The sequence below is a fragment of the Sphingopyxis sp. NFH-91 genome (assembly GCF_021401285.1).
GTDB lineage: Bacteria > Pseudomonadota > Alphaproteobacteria > Sphingomonadales > Sphingomonadaceae > Sphingopyxis > Sphingopyxis terrae_A.
Window position 1 is genome coordinate 320,484 of sequence record NZ_JACBGA010000002.1, and the last position, 21,688, is coordinate 342,171.

General features: G+C 65.3%; 23 protein-coding genes. 13 read left to right on the forward strand and 10 right to left on the reverse strand.

Annotated elements, in window-relative coordinates; genetic code table 11:
• Positions 1 to 99: 99 nt before the first annotated feature.
• From gntA to L0963_RS06510, 3 genes are all read left to right on the forward strand, one after another.
• The gene (gene gntA, locus L0963_RS06500) at positions 100 to 786 is read left to right on the forward strand and encodes a guanitoxin biosynthesis heme-dependent pre-guanitoxin N-hydroxylase GntA (RefSeq protein WP_234178903.1); all 687 of its coding nucleotides are present in this window, start codon (positions 100 to 102) and stop codon (positions 784 to 786) included.
• A gap of 951 nt (positions 787 to 1,737) precedes the next feature.
• A complete protein-coding gene (locus L0963_RS06505) occupies positions 1,738 to 4,086 on the forward strand; it encodes a glycosyltransferase family 4 protein (RefSeq protein ID WP_234178904.1) in 2,349 nt (782 codons plus the stop codon).
• Positions 4,040 to 5,347 (forward strand): glycoside hydrolase family 130 protein, encoded by a 1,308-nt coding sequence (locus tag L0963_RS06510; RefSeq protein WP_234178905.1) that lies wholly within the window; start codon positions 4,040 to 4,042, stop codon positions 5,345 to 5,347. Before L0963_RS06505 ends, L0963_RS06510 begins: the two co-directional genes overlap by 47 nt.
• A gap of 14 nt (positions 5,348 to 5,361) precedes the next feature.
• On the opposite strand, the gene L0963_RS06515 is transcribed toward L0963_RS06510, so the two are convergent.
• The 7 genes from L0963_RS06515 to L0963_RS06545 form a co-directional block, all read right to left on the reverse strand.
• Positions 5,362 to 5,622, reverse strand: coding sequence for a DUF6894 family protein (locus L0963_RS06515; RefSeq protein ID WP_186401964.1), 261 nt, complete (start codon positions 5,620 to 5,622; stop codon positions 5,362 to 5,364).
• Positions 5,623 to 5,743: 121 nt separating this feature from the next.
• Complete coding sequence (locus tag L0963_RS06520) at positions 5,744 to 6,322, reverse strand: hemerythrin domain-containing protein (protein ID WP_234178906.1); 579 nt, start codon at positions 6,320 to 6,322, stop codon at positions 5,744 to 5,746.
• Positions 6,323 to 6,342: 20 nt separating this feature from the next.
• A complete protein-coding gene (locus L0963_RS06525) occupies positions 6,343 to 7,098 on the reverse strand; it encodes an SDR family oxidoreductase (RefSeq protein ID WP_234178907.1) in 756 nt (251 codons plus the stop codon).
• Positions 7,095 to 7,424 carry a hypothetical protein gene (locus L0963_RS06530; protein WP_234178908.1) on the reverse strand — a complete coding sequence of 110 codons (330 nt, stop codon included), beginning with the start codon at positions 7,422 to 7,424 and terminating at the stop codon, positions 7,095 to 7,097. The genes L0963_RS06525 and L0963_RS06530 overlap by 4 nt, the downstream gene beginning before the upstream one ends.
• 11 nt (positions 7,425 to 7,435) lie before the next feature.
• Complete coding sequence (locus L0963_RS06535; RefSeq protein ID WP_234178909.1) at positions 7,436 to 7,723, reverse strand: hypothetical protein; 288 nt, start codon at positions 7,721 to 7,723, stop codon at positions 7,436 to 7,438.
• Between the two features lie 192 nt (positions 7,724 to 7,915).
• Positions 7,916 to 9,055, reverse strand: coding sequence for a glycosidase (locus tag L0963_RS06540; RefSeq protein ID WP_234178910.1), 1,140 nt, complete (start codon positions 9,053 to 9,055; stop codon positions 7,916 to 7,918).
• A 4-nt stretch (positions 9,056 to 9,059) separates the two neighbouring features.
• Positions 9,060 to 11,273, reverse strand: a complete 2,214-nt coding sequence (locus tag L0963_RS06545) for a catalase (RefSeq protein WP_234179111.1) — start codon at positions 11,271 to 11,273, stop codon at positions 9,060 to 9,062.
• Between the two features lie 334 nt (positions 11,274 to 11,607).
• On the opposite strand from L0963_RS06545, the gene L0963_RS06550 reads away from it, so the two are divergent.
• From L0963_RS06550 to L0963_RS06575, 6 genes are all read left to right on the forward strand, one after another.
• Complete coding sequence (locus L0963_RS06550) at positions 11,608 to 12,357, forward strand: Crp/Fnr family transcriptional regulator (protein ID WP_186401958.1); 750 nt, start codon at positions 11,608 to 11,610, stop codon at positions 12,355 to 12,357.
• Positions 12,354 to 12,551 (forward strand): hypothetical protein, encoded by a 198-nt coding sequence (locus L0963_RS06555; protein WP_062902527.1) that lies wholly within the window; start codon positions 12,354 to 12,356, stop codon positions 12,549 to 12,551. The genes L0963_RS06550 and L0963_RS06555 overlap by 4 nt, the downstream gene beginning before the upstream one ends.
• 213 nt (positions 12,552 to 12,764) lie before the next feature.
• Positions 12,765 to 13,400, forward strand: coding sequence for a PRC-barrel domain-containing protein (locus L0963_RS06560; protein WP_326490180.1), 636 nt, complete (start codon positions 12,765 to 12,767; stop codon positions 13,398 to 13,400).
• A gap of 244 nt (positions 13,401 to 13,644) precedes the next feature.
• On the forward strand, positions 13,645 to 14,316 hold the full coding sequence (locus L0963_RS06565) for an SRPBCC family protein (RefSeq protein ID WP_234178912.1): 672 nt from the start codon (positions 13,645 to 13,647) through the stop codon (positions 14,314 to 14,316).
• Between the two features lie 27 nt (positions 14,317 to 14,343).
• A complete protein-coding gene (locus L0963_RS06570) occupies positions 14,344 to 15,561 on the forward strand; it encodes a zinc-dependent alcohol dehydrogenase (RefSeq protein WP_234178913.1) in 1,218 nt (405 codons plus the stop codon).
• Positions 15,562 to 15,690: 129 nt separating this feature from the next.
• A complete protein-coding gene (locus L0963_RS06575; protein WP_234178915.1) occupies positions 15,691 to 16,026 on the forward strand; it encodes a hypothetical protein in 336 nt (111 codons plus the stop codon).
• 62 nt (positions 16,027 to 16,088) lie between these two features.
• Here the strand turns inward: L0963_RS06575 and L0963_RS06580 are convergent, their stop codons facing one another.
• The 3 genes from L0963_RS06580 to L0963_RS06590 form a co-directional block, all read right to left on the reverse strand.
• Positions 16,089 to 16,667, reverse strand: coding sequence for a DUF1989 domain-containing protein (locus L0963_RS06580; protein ID WP_186401955.1), 579 nt, complete (start codon positions 16,665 to 16,667; stop codon positions 16,089 to 16,091).
• Between the two features lie 293 nt (positions 16,668 to 16,960).
• The gene (locus L0963_RS06585; RefSeq protein WP_234178916.1) at positions 16,961 to 17,104 is read right to left on the reverse strand and encodes a hypothetical protein; all 144 of its coding nucleotides are present in this window, start codon (positions 17,102 to 17,104) and stop codon (positions 16,961 to 16,963) included.
• A gap of 231 nt (positions 17,105 to 17,335) precedes the next feature.
• The gene (locus L0963_RS06590) at positions 17,336 to 18,082 is read right to left on the reverse strand and encodes an HAD-IIB family hydrolase (protein ID WP_062902524.1); all 747 of its coding nucleotides are present in this window, start codon (positions 18,080 to 18,082) and stop codon (positions 17,336 to 17,338) included.
• Positions 18,083 to 18,391: 309 nt separating this feature from the next.
• On the opposite strand from L0963_RS06590, the gene L0963_RS06595 reads away from it, so the two are divergent.
• From L0963_RS06595 to L0963_RS06610, 4 genes are read left to right on the forward strand one after another with little or no spacing between them, the layout of a single operon-like run.
• Positions 18,392 to 19,147 carry a histidine phosphatase family protein gene (locus tag L0963_RS06595; RefSeq protein WP_234178918.1) on the forward strand — a complete coding sequence of 252 codons (756 nt, stop codon included), beginning with the start codon at positions 18,392 to 18,394 and terminating at the stop codon, positions 19,145 to 19,147.
• Positions 19,140 to 20,021: an NAD(P)H-hydrate dehydratase gene (locus L0963_RS06600; RefSeq protein ID WP_234178920.1), complete on the forward strand. Its 882-nt coding sequence runs from the start codon at positions 19,140 to 19,142 to the stop codon at positions 20,019 to 20,021. The genes L0963_RS06595 and L0963_RS06600 overlap by 8 nt, the downstream gene beginning before the upstream one ends.
• Positions 20,014 to 20,709: an MgtC/SapB family protein gene (locus tag L0963_RS06605; protein WP_062902521.1), complete on the forward strand. Its 696-nt coding sequence runs from the start codon at positions 20,014 to 20,016 to the stop codon at positions 20,707 to 20,709. Before L0963_RS06600 ends, L0963_RS06605 begins: the two co-directional genes overlap by 8 nt.
• Complete coding sequence (locus L0963_RS06610; RefSeq protein WP_234178921.1) at positions 20,706 to 21,686, forward strand: NAD(P)/FAD-dependent oxidoreductase; 981 nt, start codon at positions 20,706 to 20,708, stop codon at positions 21,684 to 21,686. The genes L0963_RS06605 and L0963_RS06610 overlap by 4 nt, the downstream gene beginning before the upstream one ends.
• The last annotated feature ends 2 nt before the right edge of the window (positions 21,687 to 21,688 follow it).

Here is a 21,688-nt window from a genome sequence, read left to right on the forward strand (position 1 = left end):
ACGAAAGCCGCAGGAGCAAACGGTAAGCCTCTCCCCGGAAATCGATCCAACCCAAGTTAATCGACTGCAACCGCGACAGCATGTGTTTGTTTCAGCGGCATGCTTCCGCCAACCGACGACAGTTCCCATCCGCTCGCGCAACGCTTCCAGGCGTTCATTCGCGCCGCGGACTTCCCGTGCGTCGGCGCGAAGTCCGCGCTGGCGCGCGACCAGATGCGCTTCGTCGTCGGCCGCGACATGCGTTCGGCCTGGGACGATCTGCGCATCTATCCCAATCTCCTCGATCTTGCCTGGAGCTACGCCCGCGAACCGAGCCTGTTCCACTCACTCGTCGTGATCTTCGAGGAGGATGGCGGGCTCGACGAGGCAGGGTTCGAAACCTCGCTCTGGCACCGGCTTGAATCGCTGAGCCGGAAGGATGATTGGGCCGGGCAGCCACCCGATCCGCGCGTGAACCACAGTCCCGATGATCCACATTTCTCTTTGAGCTTTGGCGGCGAGGCCTTTTTCGTCGTTGGCCTTCATCCACGCGCGAGCCGTCCCGCGCGACGGTTCGAGCGCCCGGCGCTGGTATTCAATCTCCATGACCAGTTCGAGAAGCTGCGCGATGCAAACATCTACGAGACGATGCGAAGCAAGATCATCGCGCGCGACGTTGCGCTCGCCGGCAGCGTGAACCCGATGCTCGCGCGTCACGGCGATGTGTCGGAGGCCCGGCAATATTCAGGGCGGGCCGTCGGACCCGATTGGCGTTGTCCTTTCTCGGGGCGCAGCGCGGCACGCTGAGCCTTCGGCACAGCCCATGTTGCGGGGCGGCGCGCGGCCAGGTCGAAGCAGTCGCCGCTCCCCGATGCGTGCAGAGTCGGGCCGTGGAGCGAAAATATGTCGCCGGGTTGGCGTCCGCCGCATTGCTATGGCTCGCCCGTGATGCGTCGGCGATCTTCACCCCGCCGCTGCCGATAGCCCGCGCGATACAACCCTCGACGCGAAGCGCCGTGTTTTCGTCGATCCCGATTCCGAGACGATCGGGACGATGGGCGACTGTGGCGGACAGCCGCCCGATACGACCGCACTCGGCGAAATGCTGGTCGATGATGCTGGCGGGATCGGCCCGAGCCCCGGCACGGGTTCGTTGCCGCCGAGACGCGGCGTTTCGTCGCCGCCAGCTTCGCCATAGCTGCAGCGATGGTGGGCGAGGCCGGGAAGCAGCGATCTGAGAGCCGGTCAAGTAATCGCTCGAAAGCGGTCCAGCATTCCGAGATCGATGCGGATTCGGTTCATCGGACGCCGGCCGTAGAGGTTGCGAGCCGAATATACCGAGGGTTCAACAACGCACAGCGGAGCGGAGGTCAATGCGCTGGCCTTGGCCGTCGCAGCGATAACACTGCCGTGACAGCGGTCGCGGACCCGGCGGTGGGAAGGGAGATGGCGGGGCGGGAAGGGGAGAAGAGGGCGCGGCGCATGTTTGTCATTCGCTGGTGTCCTGCTGTTCCCAGCGCGAGCGCCTGATGCACGGTGACCGGAATTAACCTGGATCATGGCGATTGTTGCCGGCGGGTCGGCAACTGCGCGCCGAGGGGAGCGTTGGGCGTTCAGGCAACACGCTTCTCCTGCCACATCGGGCGCGCCCTTCGGGGTTGGCCTTTCCCCGGAACGACGCCCTTGGCGGGGGGGTAAAGGCAAGGGTGATGCGCGCGCCTGATCTTCATTCGGGGGGACCGGACAGAAGGCACGACGATGAAATTCGACAGCGAGACCAGCTTCCTTACCGCGTTTGACAGTGAAGATAGCGGCCATGCAGGTCCCGTCGCGGGCATTGCCGCGCGAGCCCGCCGCCTCGCCCTTATCGGCTGCTTCCGCCCGCGCCAGTGCGGGATCGCAACCTTCACCGCCGACATTTACGATCATCTCAAAGCCGCGCGCCCTGATATCGCGATAGACGTCTATGCAATGGCGGCGCGAGCGGGCGATGCGAGCGATGCTGCGGCCGTTGCCGGCGTCAGGGAAGACGATGCTGACGGCTATCGGGCCGCCGCCGAGGCGATCAATGCGAGCGGGGCCGACGCGGTCTGGCTCCAACATGAGTTCGGCATCTTCGGCGGACCGGCAGGCGATCTAGTCTTGGGGCTCGTCGACCGGTTGGCTGCGCCGCTGATCGTAACGTTCCACACCATCCTCGCCGAGCCCGGCGCCGACCAGCGGCGCGTGATGGAGCATCTCGTCGCGAAGGCGGCGAAACTTGTGGTGATGAGCGCGTTCGGCCGCGAGACACTGATCCGCGTCTATGGCGCGAAGGCCGATCGCATCGAGCTCATCGAGCATGGCACCCCCGACCGCGTCTTCACCGAATGTTCGCCGCTTCGTGAGCGGCTGGGTCTCGCGGGCCGTCCGGTCGTCTCGACCTTCGGGCTCTTGGGTCCTGGCAAGGGGCTCGAAGCCGCGATCCGCGCGCTGCCGGCAATTGTCGCGCAATATCCGGACATGCTCTATCGAATCGTCGGCGCGACCCATCCCAATCTGGTTGCCGCCGAGGGCGAGATCTATCGGCAAAGCCTCGCAGACCTCGCCGAGGATCTCGGCGTCGCGGACAATATCGCATGGGAGAATCGCTTCCTCGACCTGCCCGAACTTCTCGAGCAGATCGAGCTATGCGACATTTATCTCGCGCCCTATCCCAATCTCGCGCAGATCACATCGGGCACGCTGGCTTATGCCGTGGCGCTTGGCCGCGCGGTCGTCTCTACTCCCTTCGTTCATGCCCGCGAGCTGCTCGCAGGCGATATCGGCATCCTGCTCGGTGGCACCGACAGCGACGCCATCGCCGAGGCGGTGCTGTTGCTGCTCGCGCATCCCGGCGAGCGGCGCTCCATGCAGGAGCGCGCCTATGCGCGGGGCCGGCTGACTGCCTGGCCGGCCATCGCGGAGCGTTTCGCGACGCTCATCGAAAATGTGGCGGCCGCGCCCGCGCGGCGCGAGCCGAGGCGGATGTTCCCCTCTTTCGCCGCGATCCGCGCGCTGTCGGACGATGTCGGCATCTTACAGCATGCAACAGGACTCATCCCCGACCGGAACCACGGCTATTGCATCGATGACAATGCGCGCGCGCTGATGCTCGTCAACGCCAGCCCGTCGCTCGGCGAGGAGGAATATGGACTGCTCTTCGCGCGCTACGCCGCTTTCCTTCATCATGGCTGGAATCCCGATCGCGGACGGTTCCGCAATTTCATGGGCTATGACCGGCGCTGGCTCGAGGAAGAAGGCTCCGAAGATAGCAATGGCCGCACCCTCTGGGCGCTCGGCCATGGCGCGGAGCACGCGCGCTCGCAGGGGCTCAGGAAGTGGTGCGCAGAATTATTCACGCGCGCCGCGCCGCTCGCGGCCGACCTCAAGAGCCCGCGGGCGATTGCTTTCGCGCTGCTGGGAGCCGACGAACTTCTGGTGCGCGAACCGGATCATAGCGAGGCGCGCGCGATCGTCGAGCGCGGCGGCGCCTTTCTGCATGCGCTGTGGAAAAGCGCGCGGCGGTGCGGCTGGGATTGGTTCGAACCCGTGCTAGCTTATGACAACGCCCGGCTCGCCGAGGCGCTCCTGCGCGCGGGCCGGCGGCTCGGCTCGGTCCCGCTCGAGGAAGCCGGCATCGCGGCGCTCGACTGGCTGTGCGACATTCAGACGAGCAGCGATGGATATTTTCGCCCGATGGGCTGCGAGGGCTTCGGTGTCGAGCACGAGCTTTTTCCCTTCGACCAGCAGCCGCTCGAAGCCTGGGCGACGGTCGATGCCGCCGCCACGGCTTTCCGGCTGACCGGCAAGCTGCGCTGGCACGACCGCGCCGAGCGGGCCTATGGCTGGTTCTTCGGCGCGAACGACCGGGGCGCGGTGATAGCGAGCTCGGCAACGGGACGCTGCTGCGACGGGCTGACCCGTCACGGGGTTAACTCGAATGTCGGCGCCGAATCCGCGCTGGCTTTTCACCTTGCACACCGCGCCATGGCCGATACATTCTGGAAGCGGGGGACAACGAAGGATACCAGCGCCAGCGATGTTGATCTGCAATCCCGACCACACGCCGCTGCACATTCTTCATGAGAAGCTCGCCGCCGACCCTGCGCGGGTCGTGCTCAGGCCTTTCCACCTCGCCTGGCAATCGAATGTCTCCGAGCCCTCGCGCGCGGCGCAGCTCGTCGGTGATATCCTGGCGATGGACGAGGAGGAGGCCGAGGCCCACCTCGGGCTTGTCTGGAAGGATTTTTCCGAACGCCACTGGCAGATCGGGCGCATTTTCGACCAGCGCTTCGCCGAGGTGGCCGAGGATCTCGCACTGGATCCCGCCGGCGTTTCGCCGGTAAAGCGCCGGCTGATCGGCGCCTATTTCTGCCATGAATATAGCTACGCCGCCGCCGCGCTCATGAACCCGAGCGTCGTCCCGCATCCCGACCAGAGCGGGCTTGCGCCCGATCAGCAGCGCTTCATCATGTCGATGCGCGCGGTCGGCGAGGGGCATATCAGCTCGGTTGCCTTCCGCGAGGGGATCATCGGTGAGAACGGGGACTTCATGCTCTGGCCGCAGTCGGGCCCCGCCATGGCCGCGGTCGCCGACGACCGGCACCAATTGGGGGCGGCCGACCGAGTCACAGTTCACCGCCAACCCGATAGCGCCATCTCGAACAGCGTCCTGTTCCCGATGACCGAGGCGCAGCGCGGCGGCATCGAGGATCTGCGGCTCGTACCCTTCGTCCATGACGACGGCCGGAGAGAATATATCGGTACCTATACCGCCTATTCGGGACAGGCGATCGGTTCGGAACTGCTGCGCACTACCGATTTCTCGCGCTTTTCGCTCGAACCGCTTCGAGGCCGCGCCGCGCGCCACAAGGGCATGGCGCTGTTTCCGCGCAAGGTCGGCGGCCGCTATCTCATGATCGCCCGGCAGGACGGGAAGAATGTCACGATCATCGCCTCCGATAGCCTGACCGACTGGGATGACGAGGGTCAGATCCTCATGCGGCCGAATTTCGCCTGGGAGCTCGTGCAGATGGGCAATTGCGGGAGCCCGATCGAATGCGACGAGGGCTGGATCCTCCTCACCCACGGCGTCGGCGCGATGCGAAAATATAGCTTGGGCGCAGCGCTTCTCGATCGCGACGATCCGACGAAGCTTCTGGCGCGCACCGAATGCCCGATCCTCTCGGCCGCCGAGAGTGACCGCGAAGGCTATGTGCCCAACGTCGTCTACACCTGCGGCGCGATGCGCATTGGCGGCGACCTGTTCATACCCTACGGTATTTCGGACAGCGCTATCGGTTTTGCCACGACGCCGATCGAGCGGCTCCTCGCAAGCATGAGCTAGGAGGCGAGGCGGGCCTATTTGGGAGGTGCGGGACGCTCGATCTTCCGCCGAGCGTCGACCGACGCGATCAGGACCGCGCAGCAAAGGCAGCCGTCCTCGTCGGTCACTTCTATCCGGAGCGTGTCCACATCGTTGATGAGTTCGGGATTATCGCCAAGCAGATGGCCCGCATAGCGGGCCGCCTCGACCCGTGCCGCGGCCGTATCCGATAACTCGACGCCTTCATCGTCGAGCTCGCGCTGGCCGCTGCTGCTGTGGAAATAATAACGGGGCATCCAACTTCTCCCACCTTCGGCAACTCACAAGTCTGCCTCGGGTTTCGTTACGGCCCTCGCACCTTCGTCACTGCACCACGACACATGGCGGTCCGGCGAGCCTCATGCCCGCCTATGGCGCTCAGGCGGCGGCAAATCCAGCCTTGTTCATCACCGCGGTAACATGTTTATTGCCCTCGTCGCCCAGCGCCGTCTTGAGGCGAGGGAACAGACGCTGCTCCTCTTCCTCGACATGCGCTTCGATCTCGGCGCGAAATTCGCGGACTTTCGCTATCCAGGCGGGATCGGCGGCATCCATTTCCGAAAGGTCGAACAGATATTGCTTCACATAGCCATGATCGTGGACAAGCTGGTCGGCTTCCACGATCTGGCCATGGTCGCGCATCGCCGGATAGACGACATTCTCTTCTTCGAACGCATGTTTCGCGAGCGCATGCTGGAGCTGAACCAGGAGCGCCTTGCGCTTTCGCGCATCGCTCTCGTCAGTGGATTCGAGCGCATCGAAGAGCTTCATCGTCAGTCGGTGTTCGGCCTTCAGGCCCTCGTCCCATTGGCCCTTGAGCGTCGTCAAACTCTGCACTGCGGCCTTTCGGCCGAGGTTCGCGACGAGGCCGACGGCGAAACCCGCCGCTGCCGCACCCAGTAGGGCCGCGGTGTTGTCGAGTGGGCCTCGCATGGTCTTGAATATGTTGGGGTTCATGGGAAGGCTCCTTCGGGACGTCAGGGGTGGTCGAGCCGGGTCTCGACGCGGATCAGCGAGACCGCGGCGCGCCGCGGCTGGACGAGCATGAAATGGGCGGAGACAGCTATGTCCTCGGCTCGTAGCATCTGATGCTTGCCGATCAGCTCTTTCTGCTTTTCGGGAGGAAATTCGGGATATTGGAAGTCGGCGCCGGTGAATCCCGGCTCGATAAGCCCGACCTTGATATCCTGCTCGGCGAGTTCCTTGCGAAACGCCTGAACGAAGCCCTGTATGCCGCTTTTAGCCGCGACATAGATCGAACTGCCGGGGCCGCGCGAAACCGCCGTCATCGATCCGATCACGATGATGTCGCTACCCGCCGACATGCAGCGCGCCGCTTTCTGCGCACAGACAAGATAGGCGGTGAAGTCGGTCTCGAGCTGATACCGCGCTTCGCTCTCGCTCGCATCGGCCAGACCTGCCGCCGGCACCGCGGCGTTGATCACCGCGATGTCGATATCGCCCAGATAGTCTCTAGCGCTTTCGAAAAACCGGTCGACGTCCTCGGCCACCGATAGATCGACATTGATGCCGTCACCATCGCCCACTTCGCGGATGCGTTGCAGCGCATCGTGCAGATGTTCAGGCGTACGGCCGCAGATAAAGACCTTCACGCCGTAGCTTGCGAGAAGAACGGCGATAGCGCGGCCGATCCCGGTGGTACCTCCCGTGACGACCGCGCGCCGGCCCTTGATCTCGGGGGCCCCGGTATGCGCGTCTGCTTCATCGATCATGGCAGATCCTCGGGAAGCAATGTGGGGGTCGGGGCATAGATCGGTCGCCCCGCCGAAACGGCGATGACCCAGAAGGGATGATCCTCGTCGGCCTTCACCACGCTGCAGAGCGGCCTGCCGTCGACGAACAAGCGCGCATGGCGGCCCGCCGCTTCGCCTGCGGCGATTTCGAGCGCTGCCGCCGGGGTCGCGGCCTCGAAGAAGAGGCGCTTCTCCAGACCGATACCGTCATCGTCATAGTGCAGCACGAGTGTCGACTTTTGCAGAGGCGCCGGGTGGGCGCCAGGTGCCGGTGCCGCGGACTCGTCCGAAAGAGGGGGGCTCATTGTCACTGCCTTCAATAGGCCGGCGGGTCACTGCTCGGGAAGGACTCGTCGGCTGCCTGGTCGATGCGGTCCCATTCGCGCCGGACACCGTCGCGCATGCCGTCCGGCCCGGCCGAACGGGTCTGGTCGAAATTTTCAGCGTGCGTCTCGCCATCGGCGAAAGCGGCCGAGTGGTCTTCATCCTTCGCCTGTGCGCGGGACGACTTGCGCGTGAACCAGAAGAGCGCCCCGAGAACGCCGATGCTGAGAAGTTTTCCAAACCCCGACGAGCGCCGGCGTGACGTCAATGCGTGTGCCATGGTCTGTCTCCATCGTTGCGAGAATATCCGGGAGCCTGTGAGGGCAACGGGGGGACGGCGCGAGAGTTGCCGCCGCAATGCGCCGATTAACAAATGTTGCGCATTTTCCGGTGCCGGCGGCGGGCGCCTCGATCTCAGCGGAGGACAAGATCGGGCGCCGACCGAATGTCGCGGCGGGTCTTCACGCGCTGGTCAGTTACCGAAACATGTCTTCGGAATATGGGTGATGCGGCAGGCAAGATCGGCTTCGCCCGAGGCGACGACATAATGGTCGCCTCCATCGGTAATGCCGGTCGTGAAGACGACATCGCGAATATAGAGCTTGGCCTCGAGCGGGCGCGTGAGTTCGGGGGCCGCCTCGAGCAGCGGGCGATGATCGGTACGCAGCACCACCGAGGGATCGTCGAGATCGAGGAGCGACCAGTAGGTGCGGTAAATGCCGACAAGCTCCTTGGGTTCGACCCCGTGCCAGAGCGTGAGCCATCCCGCATCGGTGCGGATGGGCGGTGTGCCGCCGCCGATCCGCGCGGTCGCCACCGTGTCGGCGTGCGGACGGATCCCCGGTGCCTCATACGGCTTCCAGTGCAGCGCATCGGGCGACGTCGCGAGGTTGATCGAAGGTCCCGCGCGCCACGGCGATCCCGGCGGATAGGCGAAATAGAGATCGCCGAGCGGGCGCGTCTGTGCCCAGTAGCGGCCATCGATCAGTCCCTCGAAAATCAGCATGTCCTTGTTCTGATGATCGAGGACGATACCCTCGAGTGTCCAATCGAGGCCGTTTGACGAGCTGTAGAGCGTTGTCGAATGCCGCTCGGGGCTGACCGAACAGGTCGTCATAAGCCAGCGCTGCCCGACGCGGCTGATGCGGGCGTCCTCGACTCCATAGCATTGAAAGTCCACGCCCGGTTCGACCGCCTTGTCATAATGTACAGCGACCACCTTCAGCCCGTCGGGAGTGAGCTCGACGGGAAGCAGCCAGGACAGCGAGGTCAGCGCCACGACGCGCCAACTGCCGCCGTTCACCAAGAACTTTCGGGGGTCCGATGTATCGCAAAGCTCAAGCGGCCAGGCGTCGAGCTTGTAGCGGCCCGCTTCCCACCGGATCGAATGGACATGACCATTCTCGACCGGCCGGCGGAGCGCTTCGGCGACCCGCACCATCATCAGCAGATTGCCATTGCCCAGTCGCAACAGCCCAGGGTTGAACGCACCGAGCACGTAGGTCTCGCGTCCGAGTTGCCCCGCGAGCGGCGAGCGCGACAGGTCGACATCATCGGGACCGAAAACGAGCCGGTCGACCGCGAAACCCGTCCCGGCTCCTTCCTCTCGCATCGCGCTACCGCGAGGCCTTCGAACCCGTTGTCGCGTCGGGTGCCTCGCTGCCGGTCTTTGCTGGTGGCTTGGCCGCTTTCGGCTTCGCATCGAGGTCAACCTCCGCCTCGCGCGGCCAGTGGCGCAGCGCAGCGCAGGCGTCGAGAAAAGTGGTGACATCGCCGGGCTTGGCCAGTGCGATGCAGGCCTCGTCAAGCTTGTCTTGGATCCCGGCGGCCGCGAAGAGCGGCGCTGCCTCGGCGGTGTAACCGATGAACTTGCAATGCGCGAAAGCGTCACTGACGAAATCCTTGGCCGCGGCATCGCCGGCAAGGAGTTCCGCGCCGTCGTTGCTGGCAAGTAGCACTACCGCATCGAAAAGCACCGACGGGCCGCCATCGATTTTGTGGCGGCCGGCGATGCTCGTTCCGTCGGACAAAATAATGCCGCCGATCTTCGGCGCGACGAGCTCCCAGACCGCACCCGCAGCATCGACTCCCTTTATCAGCGCCTTGAAAAGTTTTGCATCGGCGCCATCGGTCGCAAGGATCCCGATCTTGCGGCCGGCGATGCTGGCGGGGCCGTTGAGCAGGATACTGAGCGGCCGGGAAGGGGGAAGGTCGGTCAGGGGCTTCTTCGCCGCCTTGGCTGGGGCCGGAAGCGGCAATCCTAGTCCGTCTGCGACGGTTGCCGCAAGGCCGCGGTCGATGTTGATGAGATGCGACACGGTCCTTGAGCGGATATCGGGCCGTTCGACCTTGGAGAGTTCGAAGACTAGCGCGTCGCCGATATGCTTTTGCTCAATCGGCGTCTGGCTGATGTAGAATTGCCGGGCCTGGCTGTAATGATCGGCGAAGCTCTCGGGCCGGATGCGGCGCTTCGCGCCGTCGGCCTCGTCGGCGAAACTGGTGAAGCCGAGCGCCGGGGTCTCGCGCGGTCCGCCAGCGGTGGGGCCCCAGCTGTTCGGTTCGTAATTGGCGCGTCCGACGGGGTTCTGCATCGCCATATGTCCGTCCTGCTGGAAATGCGCCATCGGGCATTTCGGCGCATTGATCGGGATATGGGTGAAATTGGGCCCGCCGAGCCTTTTGATCTGCGTGTCGAGATAGGAGAAGTTGCGGCCCTGAAGCAGCGGATCGTTCGAGAAATCGATGCCGGGCACGATATTCTGGGTGCAGAAAGCGACCTGCTCGGTCTCGGCGAAGAAATTGTCGACGACGCGGTCGAGAACGAGGCGCCCGATCGGGCGGATCGGCACCTGCTCCTCAGGAATGAGTTTGGTGGCGTCGAGCACGTCGAACTCGAAACTGTCGGCGAAGGCATCGTCGAAAAGCTGCACCCCGAGCTCCCATTCAGGCAAGTCGCCGCTCTGGATGGCATCCCAAAGATCGCGGCGATGGAAATCGGGGTCGGCGCCGTTGATCTTGACCGCCTCGTTCCACAACACCGACTGCAAACCCTGCTTCGGCTTCCAGTGGAATTTGACGAAGGTCGACCTGCCCTTGGCATCGATCAACTGGAAGGTGTGGACCCCGAAGCCCTCCATCGTACGGAACGAGCGCGGGATCGCGCGGTCGGACATCGTCCACATGATCATGTGGAAGCTCTCCGGCATCAGGCTGACGAAGTCCCAGAAATTGTCGTGCGCCGACTGCGCCTGCGGAAAGGCGCGGTCGGGCTCGGGCTTCACAGAATGAACAAGATCGGGGAACTTCATCGCATCCTGGATGAAGAATACGGGAATATTGTTTCCGACAAGATCCCAATTGCCTTCCTTCGTATAGAGTTTGACGGCGAAACCCCGCACGTCGCGTGCGAGATCGAACGAGCCCTTCGAACCCGCGACGGTTGAGAAGCGGACAAAGGCCGGGGTTCGCTCGCCCACCCGCTGGAAGATGTCGGCGCGGCTGACGTCGGCGAGGCTGTCGGTCAGCTCGAAATAGCCGTGCGCCCCATAACCGCGGGCATGGACGACGCGCTCGGGGATGCGTTCATGGTCGAAATGGAAGATTTTCTCGCGAAAGTGGAAATCCTCGAGAAGGGTCGGACCGCGTCCGCCCTGTTTCAGGCTGTTCTGATCGTCGGCTACCGGGACACCGTGTTGCGTGGTTAGCGGCGCATGGGTGTCGCCGGTTTGCTGGTGGGTCTCGCCGCCTTTCCCGCGATTCTCCGCAAAGCTTTGTGTGATCGGCGCATCGGCCGGAAAGAGCGCCGCCTTGCGCGGCGATTCTCCGCCCATATCCTTGCCCGCGACCGAGGCAGCATCCTGTCCGGAGCGCGCCTTCTGTTTCGCTTTCCCGACTGAATTGCGGGCGGGGGCGGGGGTCTTGGCCATGTCTGATCTCGCTTTTCGGTCTGGTTGCAGCGGCACGAGGAGAGCTCGAGGGCGCACGCGTCGGCCCCTCCGATCCCACGCATGGAACGAGTTCGTGATTTGAAAGTTGCTGCACCGGGCTTGCAGTTAACCTCGATCATGACGATTCCGCTTCCCTTGAGGGCGCTTGCCGGGCTTTCGGACGATCGCAGTTGGGCAGGTCCGCCCATGCATTTCGGACGCACAGGGAACGTCAGTCATGTTAACCGATCGCTTCTTGAGAGACCGTCGCGGGGTACGCCTCGAAGCCGGCGAGCGCGCGCGCCTCGAAGCATCCATCAGCGAAACGAAAACAGTCGACGCGCGCAAGATCATCGCGCGCGCCGGCGATTGGCTCGGTCAGAGCACCTTGCTGGTCGAGGGCATCATGTCGCGCTATCTCGACGATCGGAACGGCCTTCGCCAGCTCGTTGCCATCCATCTTCCGGGCGACTTCGTCGACCTCCATGCCTACCCGCTCAAAAGGCTCGATCACGACGTCGGGACGATGACCCAGGTGTCGATCGCGATCGTCCCGCATGTCTCGCTCGACGCGATTACCGAGGAAATGCCCGAACTTACGCGCAAGCTCTGGTTCGCGACGCTGCTCGACGCAGCGATCCATCGAGCCTGGCTCTTCCGGCTCGGCCGCCTCGACGCGATCGGGCGCGTCGCGCATTTCTTCTGCGAGACCAATGTCCGGCTCCAGTCGGCGGGCCTCAGCGACGGGCGGGAGTTCATGCTCGGGTTGACGCAGGCCGATGTCGCCGAGATCTGCGGTCTCACCACAGTTCATGTGAACCGGGTCGTGCGCCATCTCCGCGAAGAGGGGCTATGCACGTTCCGCAATGGCAAAGTCGAAATCCTCGACCCGGCAAGGCTGGCGCGCCGCGGGCAGTTCGATCCTTCCTATCTCTATATTGACGATCCCGATTCTTCCCCGCCCGATGACCAAAGGCCTCGACGATGACGACTGACCTGCCCACTCCGCCGCGTCCCGAAACCGAGCCCGGCGTTGCGACCGCCGAGCGTGGCGTCGTGATGCTCGACGGACCCGACGGCATCGCCGCGACGATGACCGCCGCCGCCGCGCGCGGCACCGGTCAGAGTCTCATCGCGGCCGCCGCGCTCGCCGAAGAACAGCTCACCGGCGAGCAAAGCTAGGCGCGTTCTCCGCGGGGATCAGCCGGTCGCGCTTTTCGGCGCGGCGATGACGCTTCGTCCCTGTCCCACGGCGCCTCGCCTTCCCCGCGCGCGGCCGAAATCGCATTGATCGATGTTGCTTTGGCGAGCGGCAGGGGAACGCCGCGCCGCGGCGGCGGGTTTTCCTGGCAGCTGCGCCGACCGGCGTGGCGTAGCGCGAGGGAGACGCCGCCTGTGGAAGAAACCGCCGGACTGATTGCGCCTGCCGCGACAATGATCGCCGCCATGATGACCGCCGCCAACCTCGGCGCGCGCGTTACCGGTTCGGGCTTCGTCGTCTTCACGCTCGGCTCGCTTGCCTGGTCGGTGGTGGGGTTCGCCTCCGGCCAGACGAATCTGCTCCTGACCAATCTCTTTCTCACAATGGTCAATCTCGTCGGAATCTGGCGCTGGCTCGGCCGCCAGCGCGGATATGAGGACGGCGCGCGGCGTGCCGCGGAACGAAGCCGCGACGCCGCCGCACCTTCGCTATTCGCCGCGAGCGCGCTCGCCGGCTTGCCGGTGAGCGACATCCGCGGCGAAGAAATCGGCAAGACGGTCGACGCGATGATAGAGTGCAAGAGCGGCTGTCTCTCCTACGTCGTCGTGAGCTCGGGCGGCATTGGCGGTATCGACGAGAGCTTGCGCGCGGTACCCGCATCGCTGTTTGAGTGCCATGCCGATGGGCTCGTGCTCCTCATGAGCGCGGCGGAGTTCGAAAAACGCGACAGGCTGGACAGCGCGGCCTGGCCTGCGCGCCCGCCGCAGACCAGGCGACACGATGCAGTGCTGGCAACGGAGCGGGCGCATGTCGCGGCTCAGGGAACCTAGTTCCTGTCGCCCGGCAGCTGCTGTCTGCAGCGGGCGTCGACGGGCGCTGGATGAGCGGCGGCCGAGGCCGCTCGGCGGCAATGTCGCGCAGTTCGCAGATTTTATCAGTTGGGCCGGAACAATTGCGGGGAGCGGGCGTCAGTCGATTGTCGCCCCCGCGGGGGCCGCTCTTCCTCACCCCGCGGCGTCCCCAGCCGCCGCTCCCCTCTAGACGTCCGGGCCGCGCCCGGGCGGGAGATGAACCATGTCCCGAAGCGAAAAACCTCTGTCCTCCCCCTTTTTGCTTGCCGCCGCAGGCGCCGGCATCGCGCTGCTCGCCACCGGGGCAGCGATCTGGCAGCGCCGCAGGCAGGCCAGGGTGCAGGACGATGCGCCGATTGCAACCGATGCGCCGCACTGGACTCTCGGCAAGCCATCGGCGCGCGCGCTGTTCGGCAAGTCGGTGCTCATCAACCGCCCGCGCGCCGAACTTTACGCGGCCTGGAGGCCCGAGCGCTTCCCTGAATTCATGGAGAATGTCGTCGCGGTCGACGAGCTTGGCGACGATGTGTCGCAGTGGACGATCAAGGCGCCGGCAGGCCGCGAGGTGACGCTGGTCAACCGCATCACCGAGCGCGTCGAGAATGAGTCGATCTATTGGCAGAGCACGCCCGAGTCCGACATCGTCAACAGCGGCGAGGTGCGCTTCACCGAGGTGCCCAACGGACGCGGCACCTTCGTGACCCTGATCCTTGCCTACGATCCGCCCGCAGGGAAGATTGGGCGCTTCGCAGCGAAGCTGCTTCAGCGCGAACCCGAGGTACAGGCGCGACGAGACCTTCATCGCTTCAAGCAGCTCATGGAAACCGGCGAGGTGACGAGCAACGCTTCGCCCTCGGCGCGCCCCTCCGAAGCAGCGACCGAACCCCATATCTGAATGGAATCCAATTCGAAGGAGAAAGCCATGCGCGCCGTCACCTGGCAAGGACGCCACAAGATCAGCGTCGAGACCGTGCCCGACCCCGAAATCGTCAATCCGCGGGACGCGATCATCCGCGTCACATCGACCGCGATCTGCGGATCGGACCTCCATCTTTACGACGGCTATATCCCCGGCATGCGCGCGGGAGACATCGTCGGGCACGAATTCATGGGCGAAGTCGTCGAAACCGGCGCTTCCTCGACGCTGAAGCGCGGCCAACGCGTTGTCGTGCCTTTCACGATCAGCTGCGGCCAATGTTTTTTCTGCGAGAAGCAGCAATATAGCGCCTGCGACAATGCCAATCCCGTCGAGACGCGCGATGCCTCTGAACTGCTGATGGGGCATGCGATGGGCTCCGCCTTCGGCTATGCGCATCTGACCGGCGGCTATGCCGGCGGGCAGGCCGAATTTGTGCGCATCCCCTATTCGGACGTGGGTCCGGTCGTCATCCCGGACGATCTCGCCGACGATGATGTCCTCTTTCTCTCCGATATCTTGCCGACTGGCTGGCAGGCGGCGGTCAATGCCGACATCGAGCCGGGGGATACGGTTGCTGTATGGGGCTGCGGTCCGGTCGGTCTGTTCACGATCCAGTCGGCGCTGCTGCTCGGCGCCGGGCGCGTAATCGCGATCGACCATTTCCCCACGCGGCTTGCGCTCGCGCGCAAATATGGCGCCGAAATCCTTGATTACACGCAGGTCGATGTCCGCGAGGCGCTCGACGAGATGACGGGCGGGGTCGGGCCCGACGCATGCATCGATTGCGTCGGCATGGAGAGCCAGGGCTTTACCGCCGACAATATTCTGGACCAGGTGAAGGTGAAGATGCTCTCGTCGACCGAGCGCATCCACGCGTTGCGCCAGGCGATCCTCGCCTGCCGCAAGGGCGGGCGCCTCTCGATCCCCGGGGTCTATGGCGGTTTCGCCGACAAATTCCCGCTCGGCCAGCTCATGGAAAAGGGGCTGACCGTCAAGAGCGGGCAGACGCATGTCCAGCGGTATACCGGGGACCTTCTCAGCAAGATCCGCGACGGCAAGTTCGATACGGTCTCGCTGATCTCGCACCATGCCCCGCTCGAGGATGCCGCCGACATGTACCGGCATTGGCACGACGAGCAGGACCTCTACACCAAAATCGTCCTCAAACCAGGATGGAAGAAGGGCGCGATCGAGGCCCGGCTGGAGATGGCACATGCCTGATCACAAACTAGCCACCGTCACCGGCGAGACGACCACCGGCGATATGCATCATCGCAAGCTCGCCAAACCGGGATCGGGGAAAAGGGCTCACACGCCGGTCCCGCACCTGACCATGAGGAGGAAATAATCATGACCGATGCGAAGGAAAGCAAAAGCAGCGTGTCCGCCGGCGCCGGCTCGCTCCCCCAGGAGCCCGTCGAGCGGCGCGAAAATGTCGGGACGACCACCCCCGATCGCTACCCCGCCGCTGAGCGGCAGGCGGGCGACGTCTCAGGCGCCGCCAACCGCGGCCATCGTCGCAGTACGGGCAGCGGTCCGGTGAGCGGCAGCGGCGCCGGCGCGGGCGGCAAGGGCAATGCCGAGGATTATGACAGTGACCCGCAGGGCGGGGGCGGACGGGCGGCCGATACTGACACGCCGCCGCCCGGAAAGGGCGCAGACGCCCCTGTTGGGGGCAGCCGCTAGGCCGTTTGGCGAAGAGGGGGCGGCGAGTGCGGTAGTGCCGCGTTTCGCTGGCCCTTGTCTTCTCATTCGATCCGAAAGTCGATCGGCTTGAAGCTGCCGCCGCAGCTGTCATACGCTGAGCAGGCCGTCAGCCCGATGATAAGGTCGGTGAGCGCGCGCAGGCGGATGAAGTCGCCGGCCCTTGTCGTCGGCGAAAGAACGCGGATTTTACCTTCGCCGTCGACCGGCACATTCATGAAGAGGTTGAACGCGACCGGTATGGCGTCGGCATCGATGCCATAGGGTGCGAGCGCCTCGGCGAGATTGCCGAAGCAGCCGCGATGAACGGGCTTGTCGGCGTAGAAATGACGGAAGGTAGCCTCGCTGCACGGGGTCAGCAGGAAGTCATGAACGCCGCAGCTGTCCTCGACGATCTCGAGCAGCGCGTTCGAGCGATTCGACCAGAGGCGATTTCCGGCAGTGAGGCGGATCGTCTCTTCATAATCGAAGGTGCGACCGTTGGAAACGACCTCGCGCGGATCGTCGGCGCTGAATGCAAGGAGATCGCTCACTTGGCCGCCCTCGGGGTCGATAACGCACAGCGTCGCCCCTTTCGCGAGCTGGAAAGCGGCGCCGCTGCGGGGGGGAATCCGTTCGGTCATTCTGGTCCTCATATGGGAAGGGATAGGCGAAATATGGGCGGGGATGCCGAAAAGGCGACCGGGCGGATGCCCGCCCGGTGGGACGGAACGTGCCGGCTTGGTGTTTTTCAGGATGCGCCGCTCGCGGCAAAGAGCGCGGCAGTCGCAGCGGCTCCGATCCAAATTTTCATCTCGTCTTTCCTCGATCTTCTCGGGGTTGCGCCGCGAATGTTTACGCGTTTCCCCAATCGCGGGCGCGTAAGACCGGACCGCGACTGGCGCGGTCCGGTCTTGCATGCGGGAGGGGGCACACCTCAGCGGCTTTGCTTGCCCTGATCCTTGCTGCCGGACTGCTTTCCCGAGCCCGGTTCGCTCTTGTTGCCGTCCTGCTGCTGCTGGCCGCCCTTGCCCGACGAACCGCCCTGCTGCGTGCCGTCTTTCTTGCCATTCTGTGCCATGACGCATCCTTTCCTCTCGGCCCCGATCGGACCACTGCGGAAACCCCGCGCTCACTGCGCTTGTTGCGCGGCGACGCCGCCGATTGATCGAGATTATACGCTTTTGAGGATCGGCCCCTCGTTTCAGCTGCGGCTCGGCGCGCCGCCCGGGCGGGGGAAGCAGAACGGGCGGACGGCCGTGCCAAAAGTTGCAGGGCAGGCCGGGCGTTTGCGGCATCCTCCAGCGTGCAGTCACGCGAGGCAGGCGATGATGCCCTCGATCACCGCGATTGTCTCCTGCGGATCGCGCACGCGCACCGTGTCGAGTCCGAGCTGTTTTGCCGGATAGTCGTTGCCGCCGGGGAAGATCGCATCACCGATGAAGATCATTTCTCCGAGCGCAGTGCCGCTCGCAGCGCTGAGCTTCTTCAGCCCATAGCCCTTGTCGACCCCCTCGCGCGTGATGTCGATCGAGGTCGCGCCGCCCATGTTGATCGACAGGCCGGGAAGCCGGGTACGCAGATCGGCCTGGATGACGCGGCGCTTGGCGAAATCCGGATCCCAGACTTCCTTGGCTTCGATCGGGGCCTGCTGGCCTAGCGCGGAGAAGGTGATCTGGCTGCCGCGGTCCTCGATCCGCTCGCCCCAGACGTCCTGCGGCACGAAGCCCGTCGCTTCGAGCGACGCATCGAAGGCCGCGAGGATGCGCGCTTTCTCCTCCTCGCCGAAAAGCTCGGCGTAAAGGGGCGTCCAGCCGTCCGCACGGTAAACATAGAGTTTCGTTCCCGTCGTCGGCATCAGCCAGAGCCTTGCGCGATCGGCTTCGGCGGGTAGTCGGCTCGCGACCTGCTTGTCGAATTGCGGCCAGTCGCCGCCCGAGATCACCGCGACATCGGCCACGCCGAGCAGCCGCGCGAGCGCGGCGCCCATCTCGTGGGAGAGCGGTTGCTTGCTCTCGGCGAGGGTGCCGTCAAGATCGAAGGCGACGAGTTTCTTCATGATGATCTCCTCTCAAAGCTGCCGCCGGCCCGCAGCGGGCAAAGCCACACAATCGCTCGGCGGCGCTCGTGGTTCCGGCGGCCTTTTCCGAGGGCGCTGTGTTCCGCGGTCGGCGCGCAGCCCCCGGCCGGGACTCGCGTCGCCCGGGACGAGACGCTTGGGCCGGGCCAATCCGGACCGGACCCGGCGATCGGGCCGTGCGGGCTCCTTCGCATGAGGGCCGATCGCCGGGGGCGGCGAGGGGAAGGAGCCACGCAACGAGTCCGCCGCCAGAGGCGTTAGCGTCTCGATGACGAACGAGACTATTCGATGACACCGCGCTGGCCGTCTCTCCTCTGGGTGGTACGCCACGGCCAGAGCGCCGGCAACGTCGCGCGCGATGCCGCCGACGCGGCGGGGGATCTTCGCATTGCGCTTGACCACCGCGACGTCGACGTCCCGCTGTCGCCGCTCGGCGAGGAACAGGCGCGCGCACTCGGCGCCTGGTTCGCCGCGGGCGATAGGGATCACCGCCCCGAAATCATGCTCGCCTCGCCATATGTTCGCGCAGTGCAGACTGCCGAGATTTTCCGCAACGTTGGCGGCTGCTCGCGGGACGAGAAAATTTGCATCGACGAGCGGCTGCGCGAGAAAGAGTTCGGTATCCTCGACGGTCTCACGCGGCTCGGGATCGAGGATGTTCACCCCGAGCAGGCCGAATTCCGCTTGGCGCTGGGTAAATTCTATCACCGCCCGCCGGGCGGCGAGAGCTGGTGCGACGTCATCCTGCGGCTGCGCTCCCTGCTCGACACGGTCTCGCTTCATTATGGCGGGCGACGGGTGATGATCGTCGCCCACCAGGTGGTCGTGCTTTGTCTGCGTACCATTATCGAGAATCTCGGTGAGGAGGAAATCCTCGCCATCGACCGCGAGGGCGATGTCGCCAACTGCGCGATCACCGAATACCGGTTCGACCCCGATGCGGGCCGCGACGGCAATCTCGTTCTCTCGCGTTACAATGTCACCGCGCCGGATGACGTCCCGATCACCCGCGAACCCGATGCGATGGTGGCGGCGCGTGGCTGAGGTGGTCCCGCTCGACACCGCCTGGCTGAAGGCGAACCCGCTCCCCGATCATCAAGACAATGTCGACAAGAATGGCCGAGGCCGGGTGCTCGTCATCGGCGGCGGGCGCCGCGTTCCTGGCGGCATGCTGCTCACCGCCGAGGCCGCCTTCCGCGCTGGTGCGGGCAAGGTGACGATCGGCACGATAGCCTCGGCGGTGGTTCCGATCGGCATTGCCTGTCCCTCTTGCGCCGTGGTGGCGCTGCCGGAGACCGACGCGGGCGAGATCGCCCCCGGAGCGACCGAGCTGCTGCTCCCCGAGATGGCACTTCATGACGCCATCGTCTTCGGTCCCGCAATGAGCGATGCCGAGAGTGTGCGGACGCTATTGGGAGCCCTGCTGTCGTCACTGCCCGAGGACATGTTCGTGCTGCTCGACGCGCTCGCGCTGCGCGCAGCTGCCGAGCATCGCCATGCGATCCGCGCGCGCGCTGCGCACACGGTGCTCACGCCGCACGAGGGAGAACTCGCCGCTATGCTGGGCATCGACAAGGAGGTGGTCGCCGCCGACCCGCTTGCCGCGCTGAACGCGGCCGCCGAGCGCTTCGGCGCCGCAGTCATGGCGAAAGGCGCGGTGAGCCATCTCATCGCGGAGGGGCGCCGCCTCGCTTATGCCGGCGGCGGGCTCGGCCTCGCGGCAAGCGGGTCGGGCGACATATTGGCGGGGCTCGTCGCCGGGCTCGGCGCGCAGGGTCTCTCGCCCCTGCAGGCCTCGGCATGGGGCATTTGGCTGCATGGCGAAGCGGGCCGGCGCCTCTCCGAAACCATGGGGGCGCTCGGCTATCTCGCCCGTGAACTTCCGCCGCTGGTTCCGGGACTCATGCGCGGTGTCTGAACTCGACCTGCTCGACCCCGACCTGCTCTGGCCGATCGTGGGCGCGGTGCTCGCCGGCGCGATCATCGGCGGCGAGCGCGAATATCGCGCAAGCCCCGCGGGCCTGCGTACCCATATCCTCGTTGCGCTGTCCTGCTGCCTGCTGATGCTCTCCGCCGTCCACCAGATGGAATGGCTGACCGACACCCCGACCGATGTCGTGCGCATCGATCCGGTACGCATGGCGCATGGCGTGCTCACCGGCATCGGGTTTCTTTGCGGCGGGGTGATCTTTCGCGAGGGCTTCAACGTCCGCGGCCTCACAACCGCGGCATCGCTTTGGATGACCGCAACGCTCGGTATTTTGTTCGGGGTCGGCTTCCACGAGCTGGCGATCTTCGGTGGCACCGCGACTTTCCTTGTGCTCGCGGCGGTCAGTTTTACCGAGCGCCACGCGCCGCAGCGCCGGATCGCCCATGTTACCCTCGACTATCGGGCGGGGACGAGCATTGCTTCGGACGAGGTCAGAGCCCTTCTCGACGACCATGGGCTGAAGGCGATCACCGTCGATCAGCGCCGCGCTTGCGGCGCGCCCGGTTTTACCGCGGTCGCCTCAGGCTACCGCGAGACGCGCGCCGACGCGCTGGCGGCGGCGCTCACTGAGGATGATCGCATCGTCTCCTTCGGCATCAGGCCGCAGCAGGGATGACGCCGGCGGGCGGCACCAGGCCCGGGGGCGGCGCGCGCCCGGCACCCGATTGCGACGCGCTCGTCATCGGCGCTGGGCCGGCGGGACTTACGGCGGCGCTTTATCTCGCGCGCTACCGCCGCCGCGTGCGCATGCTTCACGACGGTCGCTCGCGTGCGCTCGGCGCGCCGATGGCCTGGAACGTGCCCGGCTTTCCGGAAGGGATATCGGGGGCCGAGCTCGTCGCGCGCCTCGCCGAACAGGGGGAGCGTTATGGTGCGATCATCGAACGCGCCCGGGTCGAGAGGCTCGCCCGGATTCCGGAGAGCAATCTCTTCGAGGCGGTATTGGCGGACGGCGGCCGCTATAGGGTGCGTGGGCTGATCCTCGCGACCGGGGTCGTCACTAATGAGGCCATGCTTGCGGAGGGCGAGCATGACGAAGCCGTTCGCACCGGCGCGCTGCGCTATTGCCCGATCTGCGACGGGTTCGAACATCGCGGCCGCAGGATCGCGGTGCTCGGCTCAGACCTTCACGGCGCCGCCGAGGCCATGTTCCTCAAGCAATATAGCGACGATGTGACGCTGATTCCCAAATGGCGCGTTGCGCTGACCTCCGGACAGCGCGCCGAGCTTGCGGCAAGCGACGTCCGGATCGAGGAGCGCCAGTTGCTGCGTCTCGCCCACCGCGGCGGACGCATCGAGGTCGTGCTGGCTGGTGTGGCCGAGCCGCTGATCTTCGACACCCTCTACCCCGCGCTTGGGTCCGAGCCGCGCAGCGAGTTGCTCGCAGGGCTGGGGCTCGACGGCGATGCCAATCGCTGCCTTCCCGCCGACGCTTTTGCCGAGCCGCTGATGCCCGGCGTTTATGGCGCCGGCGACGTGCTCGCTGGGCTCGACCAGATCAGCACCGCGACGGGCCAGGGCGCTGCTGCGGCCACGCGGCTTCACAACTGGCTGCGGGAAGGCGAAGGCCATGCCATGGCAGATCAGCGCTGAAA

What these genes read in the sequence shown, in the direction of transcription:
- L0963_RS06525 (WP_234178907.1), bottom strand. Translation starts at nt 7,098, where the DNA reads ATGATCGATGAAGCAGACGCGCATACCGGGGCCCCCGAGATCAAGGGC.
- L0963_RS06530 (WP_234178908.1), bottom strand. Translation starts at nt 7,424, where the DNA reads ATGAGCCCCCCTCTTTCGGACGAGTCCGCGGCACCGGCACCTGGCGCC.
- L0963_RS06580 (WP_186401955.1), bottom strand. Translation starts at nt 16,667, where the DNA reads ATGACCGAACGGATTCCCCCCCGCAGCGGCGCCGCTTTCCAGCTCGCG.
- L0963_RS06515 (WP_186401964.1), bottom strand. Translation starts at nt 5,622, where the DNA reads ATGCCCCGTTATTATTTCCACAGCAGCAGCGGCCAGCGCGAGCTCGAC.
- L0963_RS06505 (WP_234178904.1), top strand. Translation starts at nt 1,738, where the DNA reads ATGAAATTCGACAGCGAGACCAGCTTCCTTACCGCGTTTGACAGTGAA.
- L0963_RS06595 (WP_234178918.1), top strand. Translation starts at nt 18,392, where the DNA reads ATGACACCGCGCTGGCCGTCTCTCCTCTGGGTGGTACGCCACGGCCAG.
- L0963_RS06590 (WP_062902524.1), bottom strand. Translation starts at nt 18,082, where the DNA reads ATGAAGAAACTCGTCGCCTTCGATCTTGACGGCACCCTCGCCGAGAGC.
- L0963_RS06535 (WP_234178909.1), bottom strand. Translation starts at nt 7,723, where the DNA reads ATGGCACACGCATTGACGTCACGCCGGCGCTCGTCGGGGTTTGGAAAA.
- L0963_RS06550 (WP_186401958.1), top strand. Translation starts at nt 11,608, where the DNA reads ATGTTAACCGATCGCTTCTTGAGAGACCGTCGCGGGGTACGCCTCGAA.
- L0963_RS06570 (WP_234178913.1), top strand. Translation starts at nt 14,344, where the DNA reads ATGCGCGCCGTCACCTGGCAAGGACGCCACAAGATCAGCGTCGAGACC.
- L0963_RS06565 (WP_234178912.1), top strand. Translation starts at nt 13,645, where the DNA reads ATGTCCCGAAGCGAAAAACCTCTGTCCTCCCCCTTTTTGCTTGCCGCC.
- L0963_RS06585 (WP_234178916.1), bottom strand. Translation starts at nt 17,104, where the DNA reads ATGGCACAGAATGGCAAGAAAGACGGCACGCAGCAGGGCGGTTCGTCG.
- L0963_RS06540 (WP_234178910.1), bottom strand. Translation starts at nt 9,055, where the DNA reads ATGCGAGAGGAAGGAGCCGGGACGGGTTTCGCGGTCGACCGGCTCGTT.
- L0963_RS06520 (WP_234178906.1), bottom strand. Translation starts at nt 6,322, where the DNA reads ATGAACCCCAACATATTCAAGACCATGCGAGGCCCACTCGACAACACC.
- L0963_RS06575 (WP_234178915.1), top strand. Translation starts at nt 15,691, where the DNA reads ATGACCGATGCGAAGGAAAGCAAAAGCAGCGTGTCCGCCGGCGCCGGC.
- L0963_RS06555 (WP_062902527.1), top strand. Translation starts at nt 12,354, where the DNA reads ATGACGACTGACCTGCCCACTCCGCCGCGTCCCGAAACCGAGCCCGGC.
- gntA (WP_234178903.1), top strand. Translation starts at nt 100, where the DNA reads ATGCTTCCGCCAACCGACGACAGTTCCCATCCGCTCGCGCAACGCTTC.
- L0963_RS06610 (WP_234178921.1), top strand. Translation starts at nt 20,706, where the DNA reads ATGACGCCGGCGGGCGGCACCAGGCCCGGGGGCGGCGCGCGCCCGGCA.
- L0963_RS06510 (WP_234178905.1), top strand. Translation starts at nt 4,040, where the DNA reads ATGTTGATCTGCAATCCCGACCACACGCCGCTGCACATTCTTCATGAG.
- L0963_RS06545 (WP_234179111.1), bottom strand. Translation starts at nt 11,273, where the DNA reads ATGGGCGGAGAATCGCCGCGCAAGGCGGCGCTCTTTCCGGCCGATGCG.